The sequence below is a fragment of the Pseudomonas sp. KCJK9111 genome (assembly GCF_046231935.1).
In the GTDB taxonomy this organism is placed as follows: domain Bacteria; phylum Pseudomonadota; class Gammaproteobacteria; order Pseudomonadales; family Pseudomonadaceae; genus Aquipseudomonas; species Aquipseudomonas parafulva_B.
Window position 1 is genome coordinate 83991 of record NZ_JBJJMO010000001.1, and the last position, 21672, is coordinate 105662.

A 21672-nucleotide genomic window follows, 5' to 3' on the forward strand; every position below is an offset into this window, starting at 1 on the left:
CTACATCATAATCATCCTCATATGATAATTAATCTCATAATACCCCCCACCTTACGGCGCACCTGAGCGCAGCTGTACGCCTGGTCGCTCATAGCCGGCCAGGTGCACGCCTGAGCTCATCGTTCTGCGCCCTCGCTTGGTCGTGCGCTACAGCCTCTAGAACAGCTTGACCGTATAGCTGAGCACCACGCGGTTCTCGTCGATATCGGTTCGGTAATTGGAGCGAGCCATCACATTGCGCACGCGCACGCCGAGCCCCTCCAGCGGCCCACTTTGCACCACATAGGCCAGGTCCAGGTCTCGCTCGCGGTCGCGCCCTTCAAAGCCCAGCCCGGTTTTGACATCCCGGCCTTGTACGTAGCGCAATGTCGAGGTCAGCCCGGGGATCCCCCATGCCGCGAAGTTGTAGTCATGCCGCACCTGCCAGGAACGCTCCCCAGGCGCCGAGAACTCGTAGGTCGGCAGGGTATTACCCATTGGGTTGGTGTTGGCGCCCACCTGGATGAAACCGTCCTCACCGCCAATTTGCTGGTAGCCCACGTAAAACGTATGCCCGCCCGTTCTTGCCGAGAACAGGCTGAACAGCGCATGGTTGTCATAGTTGCCGGCAAGCTTGCGCCCATCCTCGCGCGCCTGGAAATAGCCGGCATTCACACCCAAGGTCCAGTTACCCAGGGGCTCGGCATGCTTGAGGCTGTAGAACCGTTGCTGGTAGATATCCTGCAGTTGTGCCTGCCAGACCCCCACGCTGGTGCGGTTGTCGTTGAAGGCATAGTCGGCGCCCAGGTAATTGAAGCGGTCACTGGTAAAGCGGGCCAACCGCGCGGGGTTGATGGGGTCGTTGACCAGCGCATACATTTTCTGACTGTTTGACGAATCGCGCAGGCTGGTGGAGCGAAATTGGCCGGCACTGAGCGTCAGCCCCGCAAATTCGTGCGACTCCAGCATTGCGCCCTGATAGGTCGGCGGCAGCAGGCGCAGGTCGCTGAACTGCAACACAGGCAGATTGGGCATCAATTCGCCCACCTTCAACTCAGTCTGGGAAACCTTGAACTTGAGCGCCGCGCCCACGCGGCTGTACTGGTCGGCGGACGTGCCGCTGTCAAGGCTTGGCAGTAGGCCTGAGCGTGCGTGCTCAGGGCTGCTGTCGAGTTTGAAACCCAACAGGCCGATCACATCGACACCGGCACCTATGACGCCCTGGCTATATCCTGAACTGGCGTTGAGGATGAAGCCCTGCGCCCACTCCTGAGTGCGCGATTGGGTGCTCGCCCCCTTGATATCGGCGTAGTCTCGGCTGAAGAAATAATTGCGAGCCTGGAGGGTCGCACGGGCGCCTTCGATAAAACCGACCTCTTCAGCCGGTGCCTCGGTACACAGCGCGGCTGCGATGCAGCCGCCGGCCAGGCGTGCTTTCGGGAAAAAACGCGGTGCAGTGCAAACGTGCATGGAGCGATTCCTGAATGTCGGGCAACAGCAATCCACCGGCCAGACGAACGCCCGCCGACCTGCAGATTGCATCGAGAATGGGTGTGGGCAGGCCGGCACCAGCCCGCCTGCCCTATCGGGCGTGAAGCGCTGGACCGCTAGCGGTTGACCAGCTTCGCTGGCAGGGCGATGACCAGGAAGCAACTCAGGAGCAGGCAGCCCGCGAACACCCACAGCGCCGCGTGGGAAGTGCCGGTCCAGTCGGTGACCAGGCCCATCAGCGAGTTGCTGACCAGCCCGGCGATGTTGGCCACCGAACAGGCCAGGGCAAACCCGGTAGCGGCCGCGGTCCCTTTGAGGAAGGTCGCCGGCAGGCTGAAGAACACCGGCACCGCACCAATGATCGCGGCCGAGGCGACTGCGAACAGGAATACGGTCATGACCAGGTTCTGGCTGAACAATGTACTGCTGGCCATGGCGATGGCGCCGACGATGAAGGGCACGATGATGTGCCAACGACGCTCACGGTGACGGTCGGAGCTCGCGCCGATCATCAGCATGCCGGCCAGTGCGGCCAGGCTCGGGATGGCAGTGAGCAGGCCGATGTGAAACGTGTCGCTCACCCCTGCATCGCGGATGAAGGTCGGCATCCAGAAGCCCATTGCGTAAGCGCTGAGCAGGATCGAGAAATCGATACCGCCAAGCATCCACACCTTGAGGTTGAAGAACCCGTCACGGAAACTGTGCTTGCTGTCCTTGCCCTCTGCATCGTCCGCGGCAAGGTCTGCTGCCAGCTGAGCCTTGTCTTCGCTGGACAACCACTTGGCCTGCTGGAAGTGATTGGGCAAGGCCCAGAAGGTCAGAATGCCGAGCAGCACGCTGGGGATGGCCTCCAGCAAAAACAGCCACTGCCAGCCATGCAGGCCATGCACCTGGTCGAAATGCCCCATGATCCAGCCCGAGATCGGTCCACCAATCACGCTCGACAGCGGCAGCCCGATCATGAACAGGGCAATGATGCGCCCACGCCGGTACGTGGGGTACCACATGGTCAGGTAGAACAGCACCCCTGGCAAGAAGCCTGCTTCGGCAGCCCCGAGCAGGAACCGCAGGATATAGAACTGGGTGGTGGTGCTGACGAACATGGTGCACGCCGACAACAGCCCCCAGGTGATCATGATGCGGGCGATCCACAGCTTGGCGCCGACGCGCTGCAGGATCAGGTTGCTGGGGACCTCGAAAATGATGTAGCCGACGAAGAACAGCCCGGCACCCAGGCCATAGGCGGCAGTGCTGAACTGCAGATCCTCGAGCATCTGCAGTTTGGCGAAGCCGACGTTGATACGGTCCAGGTAGGCGGCAAGGTAGCAAAAGCACAGGAAGGGAATGAGCCTCCAGGTGATCTTGCTGTACAGCGCTTTGGTGCCCTGATCGATGTCGCTGTGGACCGTGGTTGCATTCGCAATTGGCATTTCCTGTCTCCTGGCGGGCGACTTTGTGGTTGTTTTTAAGGCCAGCAGTTTTCGACGCACCAGTACCGTCGCGCGCTACACGCGACGTGCCCAGGCCACGCCTGAAAAAACCCCGAGTGCTCCTGCGGGGCGACCACCCGGACAGCAGGCGATCATGAACGTGCTTCCGGCACCGTTCCTCGATTGTTATTGGGTAGGCCCCCTGCCGGTGTCAGCCGGTCAGTTGCCTGAATTGCGCCATCGCTTCCTGGCGGGAAACCACATCGCCGTACTTACTGTCGATGTCGAACAGGTTGGCGTGGTGCGGGTCCTCATGGCGATCACCCACACATTCGCGCACCACGATGGTTCGAAAGCCATGCTGCATCGCATCGACCGCGCTGGCGCGGATGCAACCGCTGGTGGAGCAGCCGGCCAAGACCACGGTATCCACCCCTTGGGCGTGCAGCAGCGGCGCCAGGCTGGTGCCGAAGAAAGCGCTGGCGTACTGCTTGCTCAGCACCAACTCCTCCGGCTGTGGGGCAACGGCGTCGCAGAACGCAGCCAAGGGGTTGCCCTCGACCATGTCCTTCATCACCGGCGCCTTGCGCACCCAGACACCGCCATCGACAAAATGCGGAGGCTGGTAGCGGATGTTGGTATGCACCACCAGAATGCCGCAATCGCGGGCTAGCGCCAGCAGGTCTGCGGCCTGTTCCACTGCCGCGACGACGCCTGGGGCGTACAGCGCAGCCCCCGGCGTGGTGTAGCCCTGCATGAAGTCGATCATCAGCAGCGCCGGTGCGCGACCAAAGCCGATACGCTGCCCCCATACACCCTGATAGTTGTCCCGAGCACTTTGTGCCTCGCTCATGTCCACCTCCCGATTTCAATAAGCGCCCGACAGCAAGGCACCGGCACCTGGCACCACCGCTTCCAGGTCCAGCGCCTTGAGCATGGCGTAGGTGGTGGCGATGGCAGCGGTGACCACAGGCTTGCCGGTCTGTGCCTCGACCTTGGCCACGGCCGGCAACGACTGCATCTGCACGCAGGCCGACAAGACCACCACATCCACCCCTTCAAGGTTCATGCCGGCTACGATGCGTGGCAGGTTGGCGGGGTCGTGACGGGCTACGGCCAGGTTGTCGGGAATCTCCAGGGCACGCCAGTCCTGCACCTCAAAGCCTTCTTCGCGGATGTAGTTCACCACGAGCTCGGTCAGCGGCCTCATGTACGGAGCGACGATGGCGATGCGCTTGGCCTTCATCACATGCAAGGCTTCGACCAGCGCTCCGGCACTGGTGATGACCGGCGCCAGTGCGTCGTTGTCGGCAGTCGCCTGCCTGAGGCGCTGTTCGGATTGCCGGTGATAGCCAAGGCCCATGGCCATGATTGCCACCAGGCAGGCGTAGCCCAGTACATCGACCTTGGCATCGGACAGCTCCACCGCACAGCGGTCGGACTCGGCATCCATGGCCGCCAGCTCTTCCTTTCTCACCTGCTTCATGCGCATGCGGCTGGAATGAAAGGTAAAGCGCTCCGGGCGGATGGCTTGGCGCGCGTTGAGCATCGCCGGTATCTCGGTTTCCATGGTGGTGTTGGAACTCGGCACGATCTGGCCGATGCGGTATAGCGTGGTCATGTCTGGTGCTCCTTCAGGCAACGGATCGGTCGAGGAAAAGGCCGAATGCGGCAAAGAAACCATCGAGATCGTCCCAGGGGATCATGTGGCCAGCGTTGGCAACCTGTACGACCTGAATGTCTGGCTTGAGCTCACGGATTTCGGCGATGTCGCACGGCTCGATCACCCCGCCGCGTCCAGCCACCATCAACAACGCCGGCTGGCGTACGGCGGGCAGATACTGATGGATGTCCACCTCGTGGAAGTCGTCGAAGGCCCGCACGATCGCAGGCTCGTAGCAGGTGTGCAGCCACTCGGCCCTGAGCGCCAGCTGCTCGTCGCTCCAGGTGGCGCAATAGGTGCGCATGTCCTCGCCACTCATACCCAGGCTGGCCTGGCGAATGGAGTCGACATACCAGGGCAGCTTGCTTGGGTAAGCGCGGCGCCCTGGCCCGGATACCGGTGGGTCGACCAGCACCAGCTTCTGCAGGCCTGGCGCGCCGTTGGCAGCGGCACGAATCGCAAACCGTGCGCCCATCGAGTGGCCGATCAGGTGATAACTGTCCAGGCCCAGCGCGGCGGCAAAGGCGGGAATGTCGCTGGCACAGGCATCGGTGCCATAGTCCAGATCAGGGCCACTTGATGACAAACCGCGCCCGCGTACATCCAGCACGTAGGTATCGAAGTGCTGGCCGAGGCGCTCGGCGACGAACCCCCAGGTAATCGCCGGGCTGGTGATCCCCGGCACCACGATCAGCGCATGCCCCTTGCCGCCATAGCGCAGGTAATGCTGACGGATGCCATTGGCGCTTACATGACCGCCGCTGAGAAAGGTAGTCATGCGGCCTCCCCGCTCTTGAGCGGCTGGCCATAGAGGTCATAGCCGTATACCCAGGCCGGATCCTCCTGCGTATAGAGCCAAGTGTTGGCGTTGGACACCGACTGCACCTGCGAGGCTCGCTCTTTACGGTTGGCCTCGTACAGGGCAAAGGCGGTGCGGTGGTCCGACAAACCGGTCTCCTGCAAGCAGCGGGTCAACATGGCCGCATCCTCGATGGCCATGCAGGCGCCCTGGGCCATGTGCGGTTTCATCGGGTGACAGGCGTCGCCGAGCATCACCAGACGCCCACGGCTCCAGAGCGGCAGCGGGTTGCGGTTGCGCAGCGGCCACTTGGTGATCGATTCGGTGGCATCGATCAGCTTCTGGACGGTGGGGTGATAGCCCTCGAAGGCAGCGCGCATTTCTTCCTGGCTGCTGTCCACGTAGGCGCCCTGGAAGTCCCACGCTTCGTGGGGCACACCGGTCACGAAGTAGTATTCGTCGCGCTTGGCCGTGGTGTAGTAGACCATCATGTGCCGGTCTTCGGACCACCACTTGACGCAGGGCTCGAATGCGTCGGCATGCTGCGCCAGGTTGACCCCACGGATCAGCGCACGGTGCGCCACCCAGCCGCTGTAGTTCGGCGCTTCGGCACCGAGCAATTCTTCGCGGATCTTGGAGTGGATGCCGTCGGCTCCGATGACGATGTCCGCGACCGTGTGGGTGCCATCGGCGAAGTCCAGACGCACCTGATCACCCGCGTCGATGATCTTTTCCAGGCGCTTGCCGAAGTGCACGGTGCCGGGCTTGATGGCGTCGATCTGCAGCGCATGCAAGTCCCCCCGGTGGATGGTGATGTAGGCCGCCCCGTATTCGCGGCGAGCATGCTCACCCAGTGGGATACGCGACAGGTAATCGCCGCTCTGACCGTCGCGGCTGAACCAGAAGTCCGGGTGCGAGCCCATCAGCTCCAGCCTCTGTTCCAGCCCCATCCGCCGAAAGATCTTCATGACGTTGGGGCCGATGTGGATACCGGCACCCAGGCGGGTGAACGCCGGGGCCTGTTCGTACACCTCTACATCGAAGCCGGCCTGCTGCAGCAACGTTGCCGCTGCCGCCCCACCTAAACCCGCGCCGACGATTGCGATTTTTTGGCTTCCCCGCATGGAGAGTCTCCTGTTGTTCTGATGTGTGGCAAGCGGCATGGCCGCGAGTCATTTACAGCGTATACACTTTAAATGGCTCTTAGTACTAGGCCCATGAAAATATTTTCAAACAAGCGATCGAAACTCAAAAAGATCATAATGTTACCGATTAACGGGGGATTGGGTCGAATAGTAACGCTCTAAAGATCACTTGCATCAATCCAATGAATGCGTTTTCATCGAATCAGTTATGGTGTACACACTATTGTTTTGCACCATGACAAAGCGTCGAGCACTGCGATGGTGCACCGCTTTATTCCGCCAGAGACCGCCCAGGAGAAACCACGATGCCGGTGAGCAATGCACAATTGACCCAGATGTTCGAGCACGTACTGAAGCTGTCCCGAGTGGACGACACCCAGAGCGTTGCCGTCCTCAAGAGCCATTACTCCGATCCGCGCACGGTCAATGCCGCGATGGAAGCGGCGCAGCGACTCGGGGCGAAGGTCTACGCCGTGGAATTGCCGGCATTCAATCACCCCACCGCCATGGGCCGTGACATGACCGCCTACTGCGGCGACACGGCACTCACCGGCAACCTGGCGGCGCAGCGCGCGCTGGAGGCCGCCGACCTGATCGTCGACACGATGATGCTTCTGCACTCCCCCGAGCAGGAGCAGATTCTCAAGACTGGCACCCGCATTCTGCTGGCAGTGGAACCCGCCGAAGTGCTGGCGCGCATGCTGCCCAACGAGGACGACAAGCGCCGGGTACTGGCTGCCGAAACCCTGCTCAAGCAGGCGCGCAGCATGCATGTGCGATCCAGGGCCGGCAGCGACTTCCATGCACCGCTCGGCCAGTACCCGGCAGTCACCGAGTACGGCTACGCCGACGAGCCAGGGCGCTGGGATCACTGGCCCAGCGGGTTCCTGTTCACCTGGCCGAACGAGGACAGCGCCGAGGGCACGCTGGTCCTGGATGTAGGCGACATCATCCTGCCGTTCAAGAACTATTGCCGTGAGCGCATCACGCTCGAGATTGAAAAGGGCTTTATCACCGGCATTCATGGCGGCTTCGAGGCCGAGTACCTGCGCGACTACCTCAAATACTTCAACGACCCTGAGGTCTACGGCATCTCGCACATCGGCTGGGGCTTGCAACCGCGCGCCCAGTGGACTGCCATGGGCCTGCACGACCGCAACGACGGGATGTGCATGGATGCCCGCGCATTCTACGGCAACTTCCTGTTCTCCACGGGCCCGAACACCGAAGTGGGCGGCAAGCGCAAGACCCCTTGCCACCTGGACATCCCGCTGCGTAATTGCGATATCTACCTGGACGATCAGGCCGTGGTCATGGCCGGGGACGTGGTCGCGCCCCAGCAATCACTGGCGCGATAACGGTTATACTGGCCGGGCGCTCCGCTATTGGCGGCCGGCCAGCTCCTTTCCACCAGCCCAAGCCCTCCCATGCCGAACAAGACTTCCCCCAGCAGCCCCCTCCACGACACCGCCCCTTACGACGTTACCGAACAGGTGGGCCACTTACTGCGCAAGGCTTACCAGCGGCACACGGCGATCTTCCAGCAGCAGGCGTGCGACCCACAGTTGACCTCCATTCAATTCGTCACCCTGTGCGCCCTGCGCGACCATGGCCCCAGCTCTCAGGCCGAGTTGATCAAGGCCACGGCCGTGGACCAGGCGACCATTCGCGGCATCGTCGAGCGCCTCAAAGCCCGTGAACTGGTACAGCTCTCGCCAGACCCGGGAGACCGGCGCAAGGTGATCGTCACACTCACCGACAGCGGTGCGGCATTGCTCGATGCGATGATCCCTTGCGCCCGGCAGATCAGTGAACTGAGCATGGGCAGCCTCAACGCCGCTGAGCGCGTGGCCATCTTGTACCTGCTGCGCAAAATGATCGACAGCGACGACGGCGCGGCCTGAGCCGCATCGCGGCTGGACAGCCCCCTCGTCTTACGCCCTGCCTGAGCCACCGATTCGGTGAGCTCATTGCCCCTGCCCTGCTCATCCGTATCCCTGGCCTGCTTCTTGCTCATTCATTTCATGTAGTGAGTACTTACCGAAATGCACGCCACCTGTGGGTGCTTCGGTAGCGCAAGTCACCTCCAGAGATGAGCCCATCATGCAAACAACCCTCTGCGTGCAGGTCAACGGCCAGTCGTTCGACGTCGACGCCCCGCCTGAAACGCCCTTGCTGCTGATCCTGCGCAACGACCTGTGCCTGAACGGCCCCAAGTACGGCTGCGGCCTGGGTGAATGCGGCGCGTGTACGGTGATCATCGACGGCGTGGCCGCTCGCTCCTGCATCATCCCCCTGGCCGGGGCCGTCGGCCGCGAGATCACTACCCTCGAAGGGCTGGGCTGCAAGCGTGCGCCGCACCCTGTGCAGCAGGCGTTCATCGACGAGCAGGCAGCCCAATGCGGCTACTGCATGAACGGCATGATCATGACCGCCACGGCCCTGCTCGATCGAATCCCCCAGCCCAGCGATGAGCAGATTCGCAACGAACTGTCCGGCAACCTGTGCCGCTGCGGCACCCACGTCGAAATCCTGCGCGCCGTGCGCCGCGCCGCCGACACCCGGAGGAAAGCATGAACCACTCGCAACAGGTGCCCAGCCGTGACCAACTGCTGGCCAAGACCGGCGTGCTGCTGATCGTCGATCAGATCACCCCGCCTTCCGGCCCGGTGGCCAAGGGTGTAACGCCCGTGACCCGGGAGCGCGAACTGGCGCTGTTCATCGCCGTCTGCGACGACGGCAGGGTCTATGCCTTCAATGGCCACGTCGACCTGGGTACCGGTATCCGCACCTCGCTGGCGCAGATCGTTGCCGAAGAGTTGAACCTGCGCATGGACCAGGTGCACATGGTGCTGGGCGATACCGAGCGGGCGCCCAATCAAGGCGCGACCATCGCCAGCGCCACCCTGCAGATTTCAGCCGTGCCCTTGCGCAAGGCTGCAGCGACTGCACGCCGTCATTTGCTGCAACGGGCGGCACTGCGCCTTGGGTGCGAGCCCGCGTCGCTGCGTATCGAAGAAGGCACGGTAATCACCAACGACGGCACCACGCTGAGCTACGCCGAATTGGTAGCGGGTGAAAACCAACAGTTGCACATTGCCGAGGATGCGCCGCTCAAACCCATCGAAGACTACACGTTGGTCGGGCGCAGCACCGCCCGCGTGGACATTCCCGGCAAGGCCACCGGTGAACTGACCTACGTTCACGACATGCGCCTGCCCGACATGCTGCACGGGCGAGTGATCCGTCCGCCCTATGCTGGCCACGACAGCGGCGACTTCGTGGGCAACAGCCTGCTGGCCGTCGATGAATCATCCATCGCCCACGTACCGGGCGTCGTGGCGGTGGTCGTGATCCGCGATTTCGTCGGCGTGGTTGCCGAGCGCGAGGAGCAGGCCATCCGGGCTGCTCAGGACCTGAAAATCAGCTGGAAGCCCTTTACCGGCAAGCTGCCCGACCTGAGCGATGTAGCCCAGGCCATCCGCAACAACCCAAGGGTTCAACGCACGGTGCTGGACCAAGGCGATGTCGATGCCGGCCTTGCCAATGCCAGCCAGCGCCTGAGCCGTACCTATTTATGGCCGTATCAGCTGCATGCTTCGATTGGCCCATCGTGCGCGCTGGCCGACTACACGCCTGGGCAGATCCGCGTGTGGTCCGGCACCCAGAACCCACACCTGCTGCGCGCTGATCTGGCCTGGCTGCTGACCTGCGGCGAGGAGCGCATCGAAATCATCCGCATGGAGGCTGCCGGTTGCTATGGCCGCAACTGTGCCGACGATGTCTGCGCCGACGCCGTGCTGCTGTCGCGCGCCGTGCAACGCCCTGTGCGGGTACAGCTGACCCGCGAGCAGGAACACGCCTGGGAACCCAAGGGCACAGCCCAACTGATGGAGATCGACGGCGGCCTGAACGCCGATGGCAGCGTGGCTGCCTATGACTTCCAGACCAGCTACCCGTCCAATGGCGCGCCTACCTTGGCCCTGCTGCTCACCGGGGCGGTGGAACCAGTACCGGCCCTGTTCGAAATGGGCGACCGCACGTCGATTCCACCGTATGACTACGAGCACATGCGCGTGACCATCAACGACATGACGCCGCTGGTGCGCGCTTCGTGGATGCGCGGCGTATCGGCCATGCCCAACAGCTTTGCCCACGAGTCCTATATCGATGAGCTGGCGTTCGCAGCGGGTGTCGATCCGGTGGAATACCGCCTCAAGCACTTGTCCGACCCACGTGCCATCGACCTGGTCAAGGCTACCGCCGCGCGCGCCGACTGGCAGCCGCATACCCAGCCCATGCAAAGCCAGGGCGAAGGTGACGTGCTGCGCGGGCGCGGCTTTGCCTACGCGCGCTACATCCACAGTAAATTCCCAGGCTTTGGCGCCGCGTGGGCGGCCTGGGTGGCTGACGTAGCCGTTGACCGGCGCACCGGTGAAGTCGCCGTCACCCGCGTGGTGATCGGGCATGACGCCGGGATGATGGTCAACCCCGAGGGCGTGCGCCACCAGATCCACGGCAATGTCATCCAGTCCACCAGCCGGGTGCTCAAGGAGCAAGTCAGTTTCGAAGAGTCGACCGTGGCCAGCAAGGAATGGGGCGGCTACCCGATCCTGACCTTCCCTGAGCTGCCTGCCATCGACGTGATGATGCTGCCGCGTCAGCACGAAGCACCGATGGGCAGCGGCGAATCAGCTTCGGTACCCAGTGCCGCTGCCATTGCCAACGCCATCTTCGACGCCACCGGGATCCGCTTTCGCGAGCTGCCGATCACCGCCGAACGGGTGCGCGCCGCCCTGGGTGGCGATGGCCAGGGGCCTGGGCCATCGACTCCGACGCAGCCTGCAAGTAAACGTTCAAAGTGGTGGTTCGGCGGCTTGGCCGGGGTGTTGGGCGCAGCCCTGGGCATGCTTGCCACCGCCCTGCCCTGGCGCAGTGAAATCGCACCAGTTACCCCGCCCGGCGCTGGCAGCTGGAGCGCCGCGATGCTCGAGCGCGGGCGCCAGGTGGCAGCGGCCGGCGATTGCGCCGTGTGCCATACGGTCAGCGGTGGCAAGGTCAATGCCGGCGGTCTGGCCATGCAGACGCCCTTCGGCACGCTCCACACCACCAACATCACGCCCGACCCGGAAACTGGCATTGGCCGCTGGTCATTCGCCGCCTTCGAACGGGCCATGCGTGAAGGCATCAGCCGTGATGGCCGTCACCTGTATCCCGCGTTTCCCTACACCTCGTTCCGCGCCATCAACGATGCCGACATGCAAGCACTGTATGCCTACCTGATGTCGCAGCCTCCGGTACGCCAGCAAGCGCCCGCCAACCAGATGCGCTTCCCGTTCAACCAGCGACCGCTGATGGCTGGCTGGAACGCCCTGTTTCTGCAGCGCGGGGAATACCAGCCAGACCCGCAACGCAGCGCTCAGTGGAACCGCGGCGCCTACCTTGTCGACGGCCTCGGCCACTGCACGGCCTGCCATTCACCGCGCAACCTGATGGGCGCCGAGAAAGCTGGCAGCAGCTACCTGGCCGGAGGGAGGGTCGATGGCTGGGAAGCACCGGCCCTCAATGCGCTGGGCAAATCAACCACCCCGTGGACTGAAGACGAGTTGTTCAACTACCTAAGTACTGGGTTTTCTGAAAAGCACGGGGTGGCGGCAGGCCCCATGGGCCCGGTGGTCAGCGAGCTGGCGACGCTGCCCAAAAGCGACGTGCGTGCCATCGCCCACTACCTCAGCTCACTCGATGGCGAGCCTCAGTCGCAGGCGGCCAAGGCCCCGCAGCCAGCTGAAACCCACGTGTCATTGAGCAATGGCGAACGCGTGTTCAAAGGCGCCTGCATGGCCTGCCACAGCGATGGACAGGGGCCGAAACTGTTCGGCGTCAGCCCGTCGATGGCGGTGAACAGCAACATTCACAGCGAGCTGCCAGACAATCTGCTACGGGTGATACTGCACGGCATCCCTACCCCAGCCACCCGCGACCTGGGCTACATGCCGGGCTTCAAGGGCAGCTTGTCGGACCGCCAGATAGCCGATCTTGCGGCATACCTGCGCCAGCGTTTTGCAGGTGACAAGCCCGCCTGGCCAGGGCTCGCCGCCAAGGTCGCGCAGGTGCGCGCCAACCCAGGCAGCCATTGAAGTCACAGGCGCAGGCCGCGCAGGACAAGGTCGCTGATGAAGGCCAACCAGTCGGCCTTGGCCTTGGGGTCAGCCAGGTCCACGGCCAGGAACGAACTGAGCGTATGGCGGTTGGAGTTGTAGAAATAGCAGAGCGAAGCAATCATCAGGTAGGCGTGGGTAATGTCGATGTCGTCACGAAACAGGCCCTTCGCCTGGCCCGCGTCGATGATCGGCCGCAGCACGCCAACCACCTCGCCCGACAAGGCCTTGAGGTTCTGCGACTTGCGCGCATGCTCGCCTTGGTGAAGGTTCTCGGTCGCCAGTAGGGTGACGAATTCGGGGTGTTGCACGTAGTAATCCCAAATGAATGCCACCAGCGTGCGCACCGCCTGCTCAGGGTCGGCCAGGTCCAGTTGCAGCCCGGCTTCGGCCTGGTTGAAGCTGGCATAGATGTGCTCCAGCACACTGATGAACAGCTTTTCCTTGTTGCCGAAGTAGTAATAGATCATTCGGTCGTTGGATTTCGCGAGGGTGGAAATCTGCTCGACGCGCCCACCGGCGAAGCCTTCCCGGCTGAAGACCTGTACGGCCGCCTTGAGGATGTTGTCTCGGGTGCGGTCGGCCTGTTGGGCACGGATACCGGTTTTGCGCGTTTGCATGGAAGTCCCTGTGGGCTGGGCAGAGGGTTCACACTGCCATAGATGGTACTCAATGCGCGAGTTTACGGGCGGGCTCAAAAGGATGAGCGAAGTAGCGAAAGGCGCGGAGCTGGGTTGGGCACACTGCAGTGCAGCAGGCGGCCGAGCGTGCAAGTGAAGCCCTGAACGGTCTCGCCATAGACGGTGGTTGCCTCGATAGAGCCCTGACAGTTCAGAGCCCTGTTGACAGAGGCCGTGGCGACTGACTCGAAGTCGGATAATTGCAGTTGATCATGTAGCCGATCAATCAGCATGGCTTGCTGTCTGCAAAAAACCTCCCCCCGTGCTGCGCACGGAAGGAGACAGTGATCGCACGTCTAGATGCGTCCGAACAGCCACGGTTCCAAGGCCATCCGTTCGTTCTCGAACGCCTGTATAAGGTCCGACTGGAGTAGCGTCATACCCACCTCGTCCAACCCGTTTAGCAAGCAGTGCTTGCGAAACGGATCCAGATCGAACGCGATGCGTTCCCTCCGTTCATCGGTGATCGTCTGCTGTTCCAGGTCGATTTCCAGTTGATGATGGGGTCGGTCTTCAACTGCGGCGAACAAACTGTCAATTGTGGTCGCGTCAAGGATGATGGGCAGAATGCCGTTTTTGAAACAGTTACCGTAAAAGATCTCGGCAAAACTTGGAGCAATGATGGCCCTGATACCCCAATCGAGCAAAGCCCATGGCGCATGTTCACGGCTGGAACCACAACCAAAATTGTCCCGTGTCAGCAGAATACCTGCGCCTTCGTAGCGAGGCTGATTCAACGGGAAGCTCAAGTTGAGTGGCCTTTGGCTGCAGTCCTGATAGGGCTGCCCATGGTCAAGGTAACGCCACTCATCAAACAGGTGCTGACCAAAGCCCGTGCGCTCGATGATCATCAGGAACTGCTTGGGCAGGATGGCGTCAGTGTCCACATTGGCACGATCCAAAGGCACGACTTTGCTTTTCAGATTAGTGAAGGCTTGCATAACGGCCTAGAGACCTCCGACATCGACGAAATGACCGGCAATGGCGGCGGCGGCGGCCATTGCCGGACTGACAAGGTGGGTACGTCCACCGGGCCCCTGACGACCCTCAAAGTTACGATTCGAGGTGGAGGCGCAGCGCTCACCGGCCGTCAACCTGTCCTCGTTCATTCCCAGACACATCGAGCAGCCAGCATCGCGCCATTCAAAACCGGCTTCAATGAAAACCCGGTCAAGCCCTTCGGACTCCGCTTGCGATTTGATCAACCCCGAACCCGGCACCACCAGCGCTTGCTTGATGGAGGGGGCAACCTTCTGTCCAGCCACGATAGAGGCAGCCAGTCGAATATCTTCGATTCGAGCGTTGGTACATGAGCCGATAAAGATTTTATCCAGGTGGATATCCCGTATTGCCGTACCCGGTTGCAAATCCATGTACTTCAACGCGCGGTCGATGCCTTGCCGTTTGACCGGATCAGGCTCCTCTTGCGGTGATGGGACGCACCCATCTATGTCCACGACCATTTCTGGAGAAGTCCCCCAGGTCACATGAGGCCTGACCGCAGTCGCATCCATGCAAATTTCAGCATCGAACACCGCGCCGGTGTCGCTGCGCAATGTGCGCCAGTAACGCTCGGCGTCATCCCATCGCGAGCCAGTTGGCGCCATTGGCTTGGCTCGAATGTAGGCTGCAGTGGTATCGTCGAATGCCACCATGGCACACCGCGCACCCGCCTCGATGGCTAGGTTGCAAAGCGTCATCCGTGCTTCCATCGTCATGCGCTCGACCGTAGCACCCGCGAATTCGATGGCGTAGCCGGTAGCCCCCGCGGTGCCAATCTTCCCGATCAGCGCCAACGCGATGTCCTTCGACGTGGTGAAGGGACGAAGTTCTCCTTCTAGAATGACGCGCAGGGTCTTGAGCTTTTTCATTGAAAGGCATTGCGTTGCCAGCACATGCTCGATCTCCGAGGTGCCGATTCCAAACGCCAGCGCGGCAAAGGCCCCATGGGTCGTCGTATGGGAGTCGCCGCACACGATCGACATGCCAGGAAGGGTTAAGCCTTGTTCAGGGCCAACGACATGAAGGATGCCTTGGCGATGATCGTCCATGCCAAAGAGCGTGATGTTGAATTCTGAACAGTTTCGCTCCAGTGCATCGACCTGGCGCCGTGCAATAGCATCGGTAATGCCTTTATGGCGATCGACGGTGGGAACATTATGATCCGCCGTGGCCAGGACAGAACTTTCACGCCACGGCCGAAGCCCATTCATTCGCAGTGCGTCGAATGCCTGCGGGCTGGTAACTTCATTGATCAATTGAAGATCAATATAGAGCAATGTGCGTCCATCACCCGTATCAAGCACTGCGTGACGACGCCACAGTTTCTCAAAAAGTGTAATCGGGGTCATTCTACATCTCTCACATGGAGTCAGCGAACCCGGTTCCGTCCTCGGCCCTGCGGGGGGATAGGTGAAACGAAACCGGACACGCAGACGCGGGAAGTACGTAAGGGTGCCTCTACGGAGAAACCGACCTTTTCGTACTGAAATAGCATCGGGTACTGAGCTACCAAGTCATTGCGGGTTGGCGCTAAAAACCTTCACTTTTTATCCGACGTCCTCAGGCTCTGCGGCAGTGCCCAGATAAGCAGCGCGGCAGCAATCAAGCAGGTAGTACCGATCAGATAAAGCGCCGGGGTGGTGCTGCCGGTCATGTCTTTTATGAAACCGACCATCACCGGGCTGACGATGCCACCCACCTGTCCCATTGTGTTGATCAGCGCAATCCCTGCGGCAGCGCCGGCCCCTGCCCCGGCCAGCAATTTGGGTGGAAGCGACCAGAACGTGGGAATGGCGGCAATGATGCCTGCACCCAACAACGCCAGCGAGATGGTGAGGTACAGGACATGTGCTTCGAAGAAACCCGCGCTGAAGAAGCCAACCGAGCCGATCACGACCAAGGCGCACACAAATTTTCTTCGCTCACCGGTGGCATCGGACAACCGCCCTACCAACACCATGCTGATCGCGCCGCACACGTACGGCACCGCCGTCAGCAAGCCGATGGTTGTCGCACTTTCGATACCAGCGCTGCGGATGAGCTGCGGAGCCCAGAAGTTCAGACCGTATGAAGCGACCTGGATCAGGAAGTAGATGAATGCCAGCATCAGGAACCCTGGAAGGCGCAGCGCCGTCAGCAGAGACCCTTCATGGGTGTTCACTGCATGGCTCGCGATTCGGCTGGCAAGATAAGACTTCTCCTGCGCACTCAACCAACTGGCGTCACTGATGCGGTCTTTCATTGTGACCAACACCACCAACCCCAGGGCAATGCAGGGAAGGCCGCCCAACAGGAACAGCCAGTGCCAACCACGCATATCGAACAGCCCATCCATGTGCCCAAGCACCAAGCCGGAAACAGGAGCGCCAATCAGTCCTGCAAAAGCCGATGCCAAGAACAGCATGGAGGTAATACGGCCTCGATAGTGCTGCGGAAACCAAAGCGTAAGGTAATAAAGGACCCCAGGCGCGAAGCCTGCTTCCATGGCGCCGATCAAGAAACGCAGTAGGTAAAATTGCCATTCTGCCGTCACGAAGATCATCAGCGCAGTTGCCAATCCCCAGGACATCATGATCCTGGCAATCCAGCGCCGCGCGCCGACCTTGTATAACATCATGTTGCTTGGAACTTCGAACAAGACATAGCCTACAACAAAAAGGCCCGCCCCAAGCCCATAGGCAGTGTCGCTCAAGCTAAGATCCGCTTGGAGCTGAAACTTCGCAAAACTGATGTTGATACGATCAAAGAATGCAAACAGATAACAAATCATGATCAGCGGCATCAGGCGCCATGCAACTTTCGATATCAACTTCTTTTCGTCGATGACGGCGCTCGTAGTGCCGTCATCCGGCACAGAAACGGAAATAGGCATTTGAATTTCTCCAGGCGAGCTTCGCGAACAGTAAGCTCTGATTGTTTTTGTTATCTGGCGAGCGACGGTAGTCGCTTGGTCAGGGATCAGCCGAAACGTGGAGGCAAGGGGTGAAGGTCACAATTTCGGCCTGCCTTCGCCACTTGTCCCGGCATCTCGTGGCCCAGCAGGGCAGGCAACGAGCGGGACAACGTGAGCAGGTGCGCAAGGTCAATACCTGTGTCGATTCCGACTTCATCACAAAGGTTGACCAAATCTTCGGTGCATATGTTTCCTGAAGCACCGGGTGCGAAAGGACAGCCGCCAAGCCCGCCCAACGAAGCATCGAAGCGGCGCGCGCCGGCCTCATAGGCTGCCAACACATTGCTCAGGCCAAGGCCTCGTGTGTTGTGAAAGTGCAGGGTCAGCTGTGATGCAGGCACCTGAGTCAGCACCCTGCTCACGAGCCGGTGGACCTGGCGGGGGTTGGCCATGCCCGTTGTGTCCGCCAGGGTAATGCCTTGCATGCCGAGGGCTTGGTAAGCATCAATCAGGCGCATCACGACATCTTCATCGATGCGGCCTTCGAAGGGACAACCGAATGTTGTCGCCACTGTGCCGTTCAAGCTGATTGAGCTGCCTTGCACGAGCGAAACCACCTCGTTGAAAGCAACCAGTGACTGCGCTGGCGTCATGCGCATGTTGGCCATGTTGTGGCTTTGGCTGGCTGACAATACCAAGTTCAACTCGTCAGCATTGGACGCGATGGCTCGCTGGGCCCCTTTCAGGTTGGGAACAAGCGCCACATAAATCACACCCGCTCGACGCGCTATCCCCTGGAATACCGCTTCCCCATCACGCAGCGCAGGAATGGCCTTGGGAGATACGAACGAGCCGGCTTCAATGCGAGTGAAACCACAGACGGAGAGCTCGTCAATCAGCTTGATCTTGTCTGCCGTCTCGACCCAGGTTGGTTCGATCTGCAGACCATCACGGGGCGAGACTTCTTGGACGACAAGTCGCTCGGAGTAGTCTGTGATCATTGCACCACCCCCTCGTCCTTCAGGCGTTGAATGGCCTCATCAGGCAATCCCAAGCCCCCAAGAACAGACTGGGTATGTTGCCCAAGGCCAGGGCCCTGCCACTTGACACCCCCTGGGGTGTCCGACAGCTTTGGCACGATCCCAGGCATTTTGACCATCGTTCCATCGGGCAGCTGCGCATTCAGAATCATGTCGCGTGCCTGATAGTGTGGGTCGGCTACGATGTCTGCTGCGCTATAGATTCGCCCCGCAGGCACTTCTGCTTTTTCCAAGGCTTGAAGGACAGCCTCGATCGGCAGCTTGGAACTCCACTGGGTGATCGCCTCATCCAGCAGCTCACAGTGGGCAGCTCGACCATCGTTGTGTTCGAACCTTGGGTCGCTTGCCAGATCTGGCCGGCCAATTGCAGTCATCAGGCGCTTGTAGATCGGATCGCTGTTGCCGGCGATCACAACATAGCCCTGGTCCGCCGTCGGGTAGGTGTTGGAAGGCGCAATGCCCGGCAAGGCGCCTCCGCTACGTTCGCGAACATGCCCAAGCATGTCGTACTCCGGTATCAGGCTTTCCATGACGTTGAATACGCTTTCTGCAAGAGACACATCCACGACCTGTCCATCACCTTGACCGGTCTTGACGCGCAATACGGACATCAACGCACCGATGACCGCGTGCATCGAGGCCAGCGAGTCCCCCAGGCTTACCCCTACACGTGCCGGTGGAACGCCAGGCGTACCCGTGGTGTAGCGGATACCACCCATGGCCTCACCGATGGCACCAAAGCCGGGCCGATCTTTGTAGGGCCCCGACTGTCCATAGCCCGAAATACGCACCAGGGTCAGCTTTGGATTGAGCGCATGGAGCACGTCCCACCCAAGGCCGAGTTTTTCCAGCGCCCCAGGCCGCAGGTTCTCGATCAGTACGTCAGCGGTTTCGACCAACTGCTTAACGATGTCGATGCCAGCGTCTGACTTCAGGTTCAGGGCGATGGACTTCTTGTTCCTCGATTGCAGGTACCACCACAGCGACGTACCCTCGTGCAGTTTTCGCCATTTACGAAGAGGGTCTCCCTGCCCCAGCGACTCGATCTTGATTACCTCGGCGCCGAACTCGGCCAACATCCGGGCAGCGAACGGGGCAGCGATAAGCGTACCGATTTCGATCACCCGAAGTCCGTTGAGAGCAGTCATGGTGCAACCTCTGTTTCTTGGAATTTGTACCAAGACTAGGGGTTCACGCTGAGCGAACGCCAACGGTATATGGGAAAGTATCGTTCGCGTTTCGCGAACGGCTGGTCCTAGCGTGGCTGTTGCAGATGGTCGAACAGCAGTTGGCTGACGGGTGACAAGGCTTCTCGCTCACGCACCAGCAATACCAAGGTTCGGTCGGCCCACTCGTCGCTCAGTTGCACAGCCGTCAGGCCCAGTCCTCGCCCAAAAAGCTCGAAGGCCTTCAGTGGCAAGATGCCGATGCCCATGTCGGCTTGCACCATACGGCACATGGCGTCAAAACCAGGCACATGAATGCGTAGACGAAGGGGTTGCCCCAAAGCTTTTGCTGCCACATGGATTCGATTATTGATGGAACTGGCCGAATGCAGCCCTATGTGGTCAAACATCAGCGTTTCAACGAAATCGACCTGATCATGCTCTGCCAGCGGGTGGTCACTGCGGGTTACCACCACCAGTCGATCATGCCGATAGGGGACCGTGTACAGGCCCTGGCTGTCGCTGTCCATCGAACAGATACCCAGGTCCGCGACGCCGTCGATGATCCCCTGTACAACGCCATCGCTCGGGCGCTCCTCCAAATCCACCTTTACCTGCGAGTGGCGCAGGACAAAATCATGCAGATCTTCGGGCAGGAACTGAATGATCGCAGACAGGTTCGCGAGCATCCGCACATAGCCCCTGAGCCCCTGCAGGTGTTCACCCACCTCGATACCGACTTTCTCGACTTCCGTGAGGATGCGTCGCGCGTGGTGCAACAATGTCTCACCCGCGGCAGTCAGATCCATGCCTTTGGCTGTGCGGGAGTAAAGCGGGACACCCAGCGCCTCCTCCAACTCCATCAGGCGCTTGCTGGCGGCCGATACCGCAATGGCCTCCCTTGCGGCTGCGCGCGTCAGCGTTCCTTCTTCATGAACAGCGACGAAGAGCTGCAGAGTGATCAGGTCCAAACGTCGGATCAGTTGCTTGTGAAGCATTAGGTTCACCCTGCTCATCGGCTGCGACAAGATCAGGCCCGACGTTCAGCGCATCCAGTTACGAGCGGAGATAAATCCGTCGAAGCCGACCTGATGAAAGGGGATGCAAAATAGACGGGCACAAAAAAGCCCTGATAAATCAGGGCTTTGATGAAGAATAGTGGCGGAAGCGTAGAGATTCGAACTCTAGGATAGTTGCCCATCGACGGTTTTCAAGACCGTTGCCTTAAACCACTCGGCCACGCTTCCAGCTGCTTTGCGGCCGCCATAATACCGGAATGAAACACGCTGTCAAACTCTCTGTGTCGCGGCTTGCAGGAGCTCTGGTAGACTCCTACCATCTTCGACGTTTCATATCACAGGTTCACCAAGGAGTGTCGCCATGCGCGAACAGGATTATGCCGTACATCACGGCCAGCAGGTCGAGCAGCAGGAGATCAGCAAGGTCCTGCGCAACACGTACAGCCTGCTGGCACTTACCCTCGCATTCAGCGGCCTGATGGCCTTCATCTCACAACAGATGCGGTTCGCCTACCCGAACGTGTTCGTCGTGCTGATCGGCTTCTATGGCTTGTTCTTCCTCACCGCCAAGCTGCGCGACTCGGTGTGGGGCCTGGTTTCCACCTTCGCCCTCACCGGTTTCATGGGCTTCATTCTCGGCCCTATCCTCAATCGCTACCTGGGTATGAGCGGCGGCGCCGAAGTGGTCAGTTCGGCCTTTGCCATGACGGCGCTGGTGTTCGGTGGCCTGTCGGCCTACGTGCTGATCACCCGCAAGGACATGAGCTTCCTCAGCGGCTTCATCACCGCAGGCTTCTTCGTCCTGCTGGGTGCGGTCGTGGCCAGCTTCTTCTTCCAGATCAGCGGCCTGCAACTGGCCATCAGCGCCGGCTTCGTGCTGTTCTCGTCGGTATGCATCCTGTTCCAGACCAGCGCCATCATCCACGGTGGTGAACGCAACTACATCATGGCGACCATCAGCTTGTACGTTTCGATCTACAACCTGTTCATCAGCCTGCTGCAGCTGTTCGGCATCATGGGTCGTGACGACTGATCCAACGTTGTGTCCAAAGAAGCCCGCTTACGCGGGCTTTTTTGTGCCTATGGTTTTTACCGAACATGCACGGTCTCAAAGCAGTACAGCGCCCATACTTATTGACCTAAAAGTCAGGTAACAAAGGCGATGATCGTCGAACAGGCGGCTAACCAGTATTCCCCTACCGCATTC

18 protein-coding genes and 1 tRNA gene are annotated in these 21672 nt (G+C 60.6%); 5 read left to right on the forward strand and 14 right to left on the reverse strand.

The window, feature by feature from the left end:
* Positions 1-156: 156 nt before the first annotated feature.
* The 6 genes from ACK59L_RS00500 to nicC form a co-directional block, all read right to left on the reverse strand.
* Entirely contained in the window at positions 157-1449 is a 1293-nt protein-coding gene (locus ACK59L_RS00500; RefSeq protein WP_409271165.1) for an OprD family porin, read from the reverse strand.
* A gap of 137 nt (positions 1450-1586) precedes the next feature.
* A complete protein-coding gene (locus tag ACK59L_RS00505) occupies positions 1587-2900 on the reverse strand; it encodes an MFS transporter (protein ID WP_058637896.1) in 1314 nt (437 codons plus the stop codon).
* A gap of 211 nt (positions 2901-3111) precedes the next feature.
* Positions 3112-3753, reverse strand: coding sequence for an N-carbamoylsarcosine amidohydrolase (locus tag ACK59L_RS00510; protein WP_409271168.1), 642 nt, complete (start codon positions 3751-3753; stop codon positions 3112-3114).
* 15 nt (positions 3754-3768) lie between these two features.
* Positions 3769-4521: an Asp/Glu racemase gene (locus ACK59L_RS00515; RefSeq protein ID WP_409271170.1), complete on the reverse strand. Its 753-nt coding sequence runs from the start codon at positions 4519-4521 to the stop codon at positions 3769-3771.
* A 13-nt stretch (positions 4522-4534) separates the two neighbouring features.
* A complete protein-coding gene (nicD, locus tag ACK59L_RS00520) occupies positions 4535-5341 on the reverse strand; it encodes an N-formylmaleamate deformylase (protein WP_409271172.1) in 807 nt (268 codons plus the stop codon).
* Positions 5338-6486: a 6-hydroxynicotinate 3-monooxygenase gene (nicC, locus tag ACK59L_RS00525; protein WP_392474923.1), complete on the reverse strand. Its 1149-nt coding sequence runs from the start codon at positions 6484-6486 to the stop codon at positions 5338-5340. Before nicC ends, nicD begins: the two co-directional genes overlap by 4 nt.
* A 326-nt stretch (positions 6487-6812) precedes the next feature.
* Between nicC and ACK59L_RS00530 the strand changes: the two genes are divergently transcribed.
* The 4 genes from ACK59L_RS00530 to ACK59L_RS00545 all read left to right on the forward strand — a co-directional run bounded on the left by ACK59L_RS00530 (position 6813) and on the right by ACK59L_RS00545 (position 12644).
* A complete protein-coding gene (locus tag ACK59L_RS00530; protein ID WP_058603434.1) occupies positions 6813-7865 on the forward strand; it encodes a 2,5-dihydroxypyridine 5,6-dioxygenase in 1053 nt (350 codons plus the stop codon).
* Between the two features lie 69 nt (positions 7866-7934).
* Complete coding sequence (locus ACK59L_RS00535; protein ID WP_058603435.1) at positions 7935-8411, forward strand: MarR family winged helix-turn-helix transcriptional regulator; 477 nt, start codon at positions 7935-7937, stop codon at positions 8409-8411.
* Positions 8412-8610: 199 nt separating this feature from the next.
* Positions 8611-9084 (forward strand): (2Fe-2S)-binding protein, encoded by a 474-nt coding sequence (locus tag ACK59L_RS00540; protein ID WP_058637903.1) that lies wholly within the window; start codon positions 8611-8613, stop codon positions 9082-9084.
* Positions 9081-12644 carry a molybdopterin cofactor-binding domain-containing protein gene (locus tag ACK59L_RS00545; RefSeq protein WP_409271175.1) on the forward strand — a complete coding sequence of 1188 codons (3564 nt, stop codon included), beginning with the start codon at positions 9081-9083 and terminating at the stop codon, positions 12642-12644. The genes ACK59L_RS00540 and ACK59L_RS00545 overlap by 4 nt, the downstream gene beginning before the upstream one ends.
* A 2-nt stretch (positions 12645-12646) precedes the next feature.
* Here ACK59L_RS00545 and ACK59L_RS00550 read toward each other — a convergent pair whose 3' ends face one another.
* The 8 genes from ACK59L_RS00550 to ACK59L_RS00585 form a co-directional block, all read right to left on the reverse strand.
* Positions 12647-13285: a TetR/AcrR family transcriptional regulator gene (locus tag ACK59L_RS00550; protein WP_409271177.1), complete on the reverse strand. Its 639-nt coding sequence runs from the start codon at positions 13283-13285 to the stop codon at positions 12647-12649.
* Between the two features lie 356 nt (positions 13286-13641).
* Positions 13642-14286 (reverse strand): 3-isopropylmalate dehydratase small subunit, encoded by a 645-nt coding sequence (gene leuD, locus ACK59L_RS00555; RefSeq protein WP_409271179.1) that lies wholly within the window; start codon positions 14284-14286, stop codon positions 13642-13644.
* A gap of 6 nt (positions 14287-14292) precedes the next feature.
* Complete coding sequence (gene leuC / locus ACK59L_RS00560; protein ID WP_409271181.1) at positions 14293-15696, reverse strand: 3-isopropylmalate dehydratase large subunit; 1404 nt, start codon at positions 15694-15696, stop codon at positions 14293-14295.
* 191 nt (positions 15697-15887) lie between these two features.
* Complete coding sequence (locus tag ACK59L_RS00565; protein ID WP_409271183.1) at positions 15888-17219, reverse strand: MFS transporter; 1332 nt, start codon at positions 17217-17219, stop codon at positions 15888-15890.
* An 86-nt stretch (positions 17220-17305) separates the two neighbouring features.
* Positions 17306-18241 carry a hydroxymethylglutaryl-CoA lyase gene (locus ACK59L_RS00570; RefSeq protein ID WP_409271184.1) on the reverse strand — a complete coding sequence of 312 codons (936 nt, stop codon included), beginning with the start codon at positions 18239-18241 and terminating at the stop codon, positions 17306-17308.
* Entirely contained in the window at positions 18238-19428 is a 1191-nt protein-coding gene (locus ACK59L_RS00575; protein WP_409271186.1) for a CaiB/BaiF CoA transferase family protein, read from the reverse strand. The genes ACK59L_RS00570 and ACK59L_RS00575 overlap by 4 nt, the downstream gene beginning before the upstream one ends.
* Before the next feature lie 107 nt (positions 19429-19535).
* Positions 19536-20444, reverse strand: coding sequence for a LysR substrate-binding domain-containing protein (locus tag ACK59L_RS00580; RefSeq protein ID WP_409271188.1), 909 nt, complete (start codon positions 20442-20444; stop codon positions 19536-19538).
* Between the two features lie 161 nt (positions 20445-20605).
* Positions 20606-20693 (reverse strand) — tRNA-Ser (locus ACK59L_RS00585).
* Between the two features lie 133 nt (positions 20694-20826).
* Between ACK59L_RS00585 and ACK59L_RS00590 the strand changes: the two genes are divergently transcribed.
* Positions 20827-21498, forward strand: a complete 672-nt coding sequence (locus ACK59L_RS00590; RefSeq protein WP_023534840.1) for a Bax inhibitor-1/YccA family protein — start codon at positions 20827-20829, stop codon at positions 21496-21498.
* Positions 21499-21672 lie beyond the last annotated feature (174 nt).

Coding starts and splice junctions, on each gene's coding strand:
- nicD (WP_409271172.1), bottom strand. CDS start 5,341: ATGACTACCTTTCTCAGCGGCGGTCATGTAAGCGCCAATGGCATCCGT.
- ACK59L_RS00510 (WP_409271168.1), bottom strand. CDS start 3,753: ATGAGCGAGGCACAAAGTGCTCGGGACAACTATCAGGGTGTATGGGGG.
- ACK59L_RS00575 (WP_409271186.1), bottom strand. CDS start 19,428: ATGACTGCTCTCAACGGACTTCGGGTGATCGAAATCGGTACGCTTATC.
- leuD (WP_409271179.1), bottom strand. CDS start 14,286: ATGCAAGCCTTCACTAATCTGAAAAGCAAAGTCGTGCCTTTGGATCGT.
- ACK59L_RS00540 (WP_058637903.1), top strand. CDS start 8,611: ATGCAAACAACCCTCTGCGTGCAGGTCAACGGCCAGTCGTTCGACGTC.
- leuC (WP_409271181.1), bottom strand. CDS start 15,696: ATGACCCCGATTACACTTTTTGAGAAACTGTGGCGTCGTCACGCAGTG.
- ACK59L_RS00530 (WP_058603434.1), top strand. CDS start 6,813: ATGCCGGTGAGCAATGCACAATTGACCCAGATGTTCGAGCACGTACTG.
- ACK59L_RS00550 (WP_409271177.1), bottom strand. CDS start 13,285: ATGCAAACGCGCAAAACCGGTATCCGTGCCCAACAGGCCGACCGCACC.
- ACK59L_RS00545 (WP_409271175.1), top strand. CDS start 9,081: ATGAACCACTCGCAACAGGTGCCCAGCCGTGACCAACTGCTGGCCAAG.
- ACK59L_RS00505 (WP_058637896.1), bottom strand. CDS start 2,900: ATGCCAATTGCGAATGCAACCACGGTCCACAGCGACATCGATCAGGGC.
- ACK59L_RS00590 (WP_023534840.1), top strand. CDS start 20,827: ATGCGCGAACAGGATTATGCCGTACATCACGGCCAGCAGGTCGAGCAG.
- ACK59L_RS00570 (WP_409271184.1), bottom strand. CDS start 18,241: ATGATCACAGACTACTCCGAGCGACTTGTCGTCCAAGAAGTCTCGCCC.
- ACK59L_RS00515 (WP_409271170.1), bottom strand. CDS start 4,521: ATGACCACGCTATACCGCATCGGCCAGATCGTGCCGAGTTCCAACACC.
- ACK59L_RS00535 (WP_058603435.1), top strand. CDS start 7,935: ATGCCGAACAAGACTTCCCCCAGCAGCCCCCTCCACGACACCGCCCCT.
- ACK59L_RS00565 (WP_409271183.1), bottom strand. CDS start 17,219: ATGCCTATTTCCGTTTCTGTGCCGGATGACGGCACTACGAGCGCCGTC.
- ACK59L_RS00580 (WP_409271188.1), bottom strand. CDS start 20,444: ATGCTTCACAAGCAACTGATCCGACGTTTGGACCTGATCACTCTGCAG.
- ACK59L_RS00500 (WP_409271165.1), bottom strand. CDS start 1,449: ATGCACGTTTGCACTGCACCGCGTTTTTTCCCGAAAGCACGCCTGGCC.
- nicC (WP_392474923.1), bottom strand. CDS start 6,486: ATGCGGGGAAGCCAAAAAATCGCAATCGTCGGCGCGGGTTTAGGTGGG.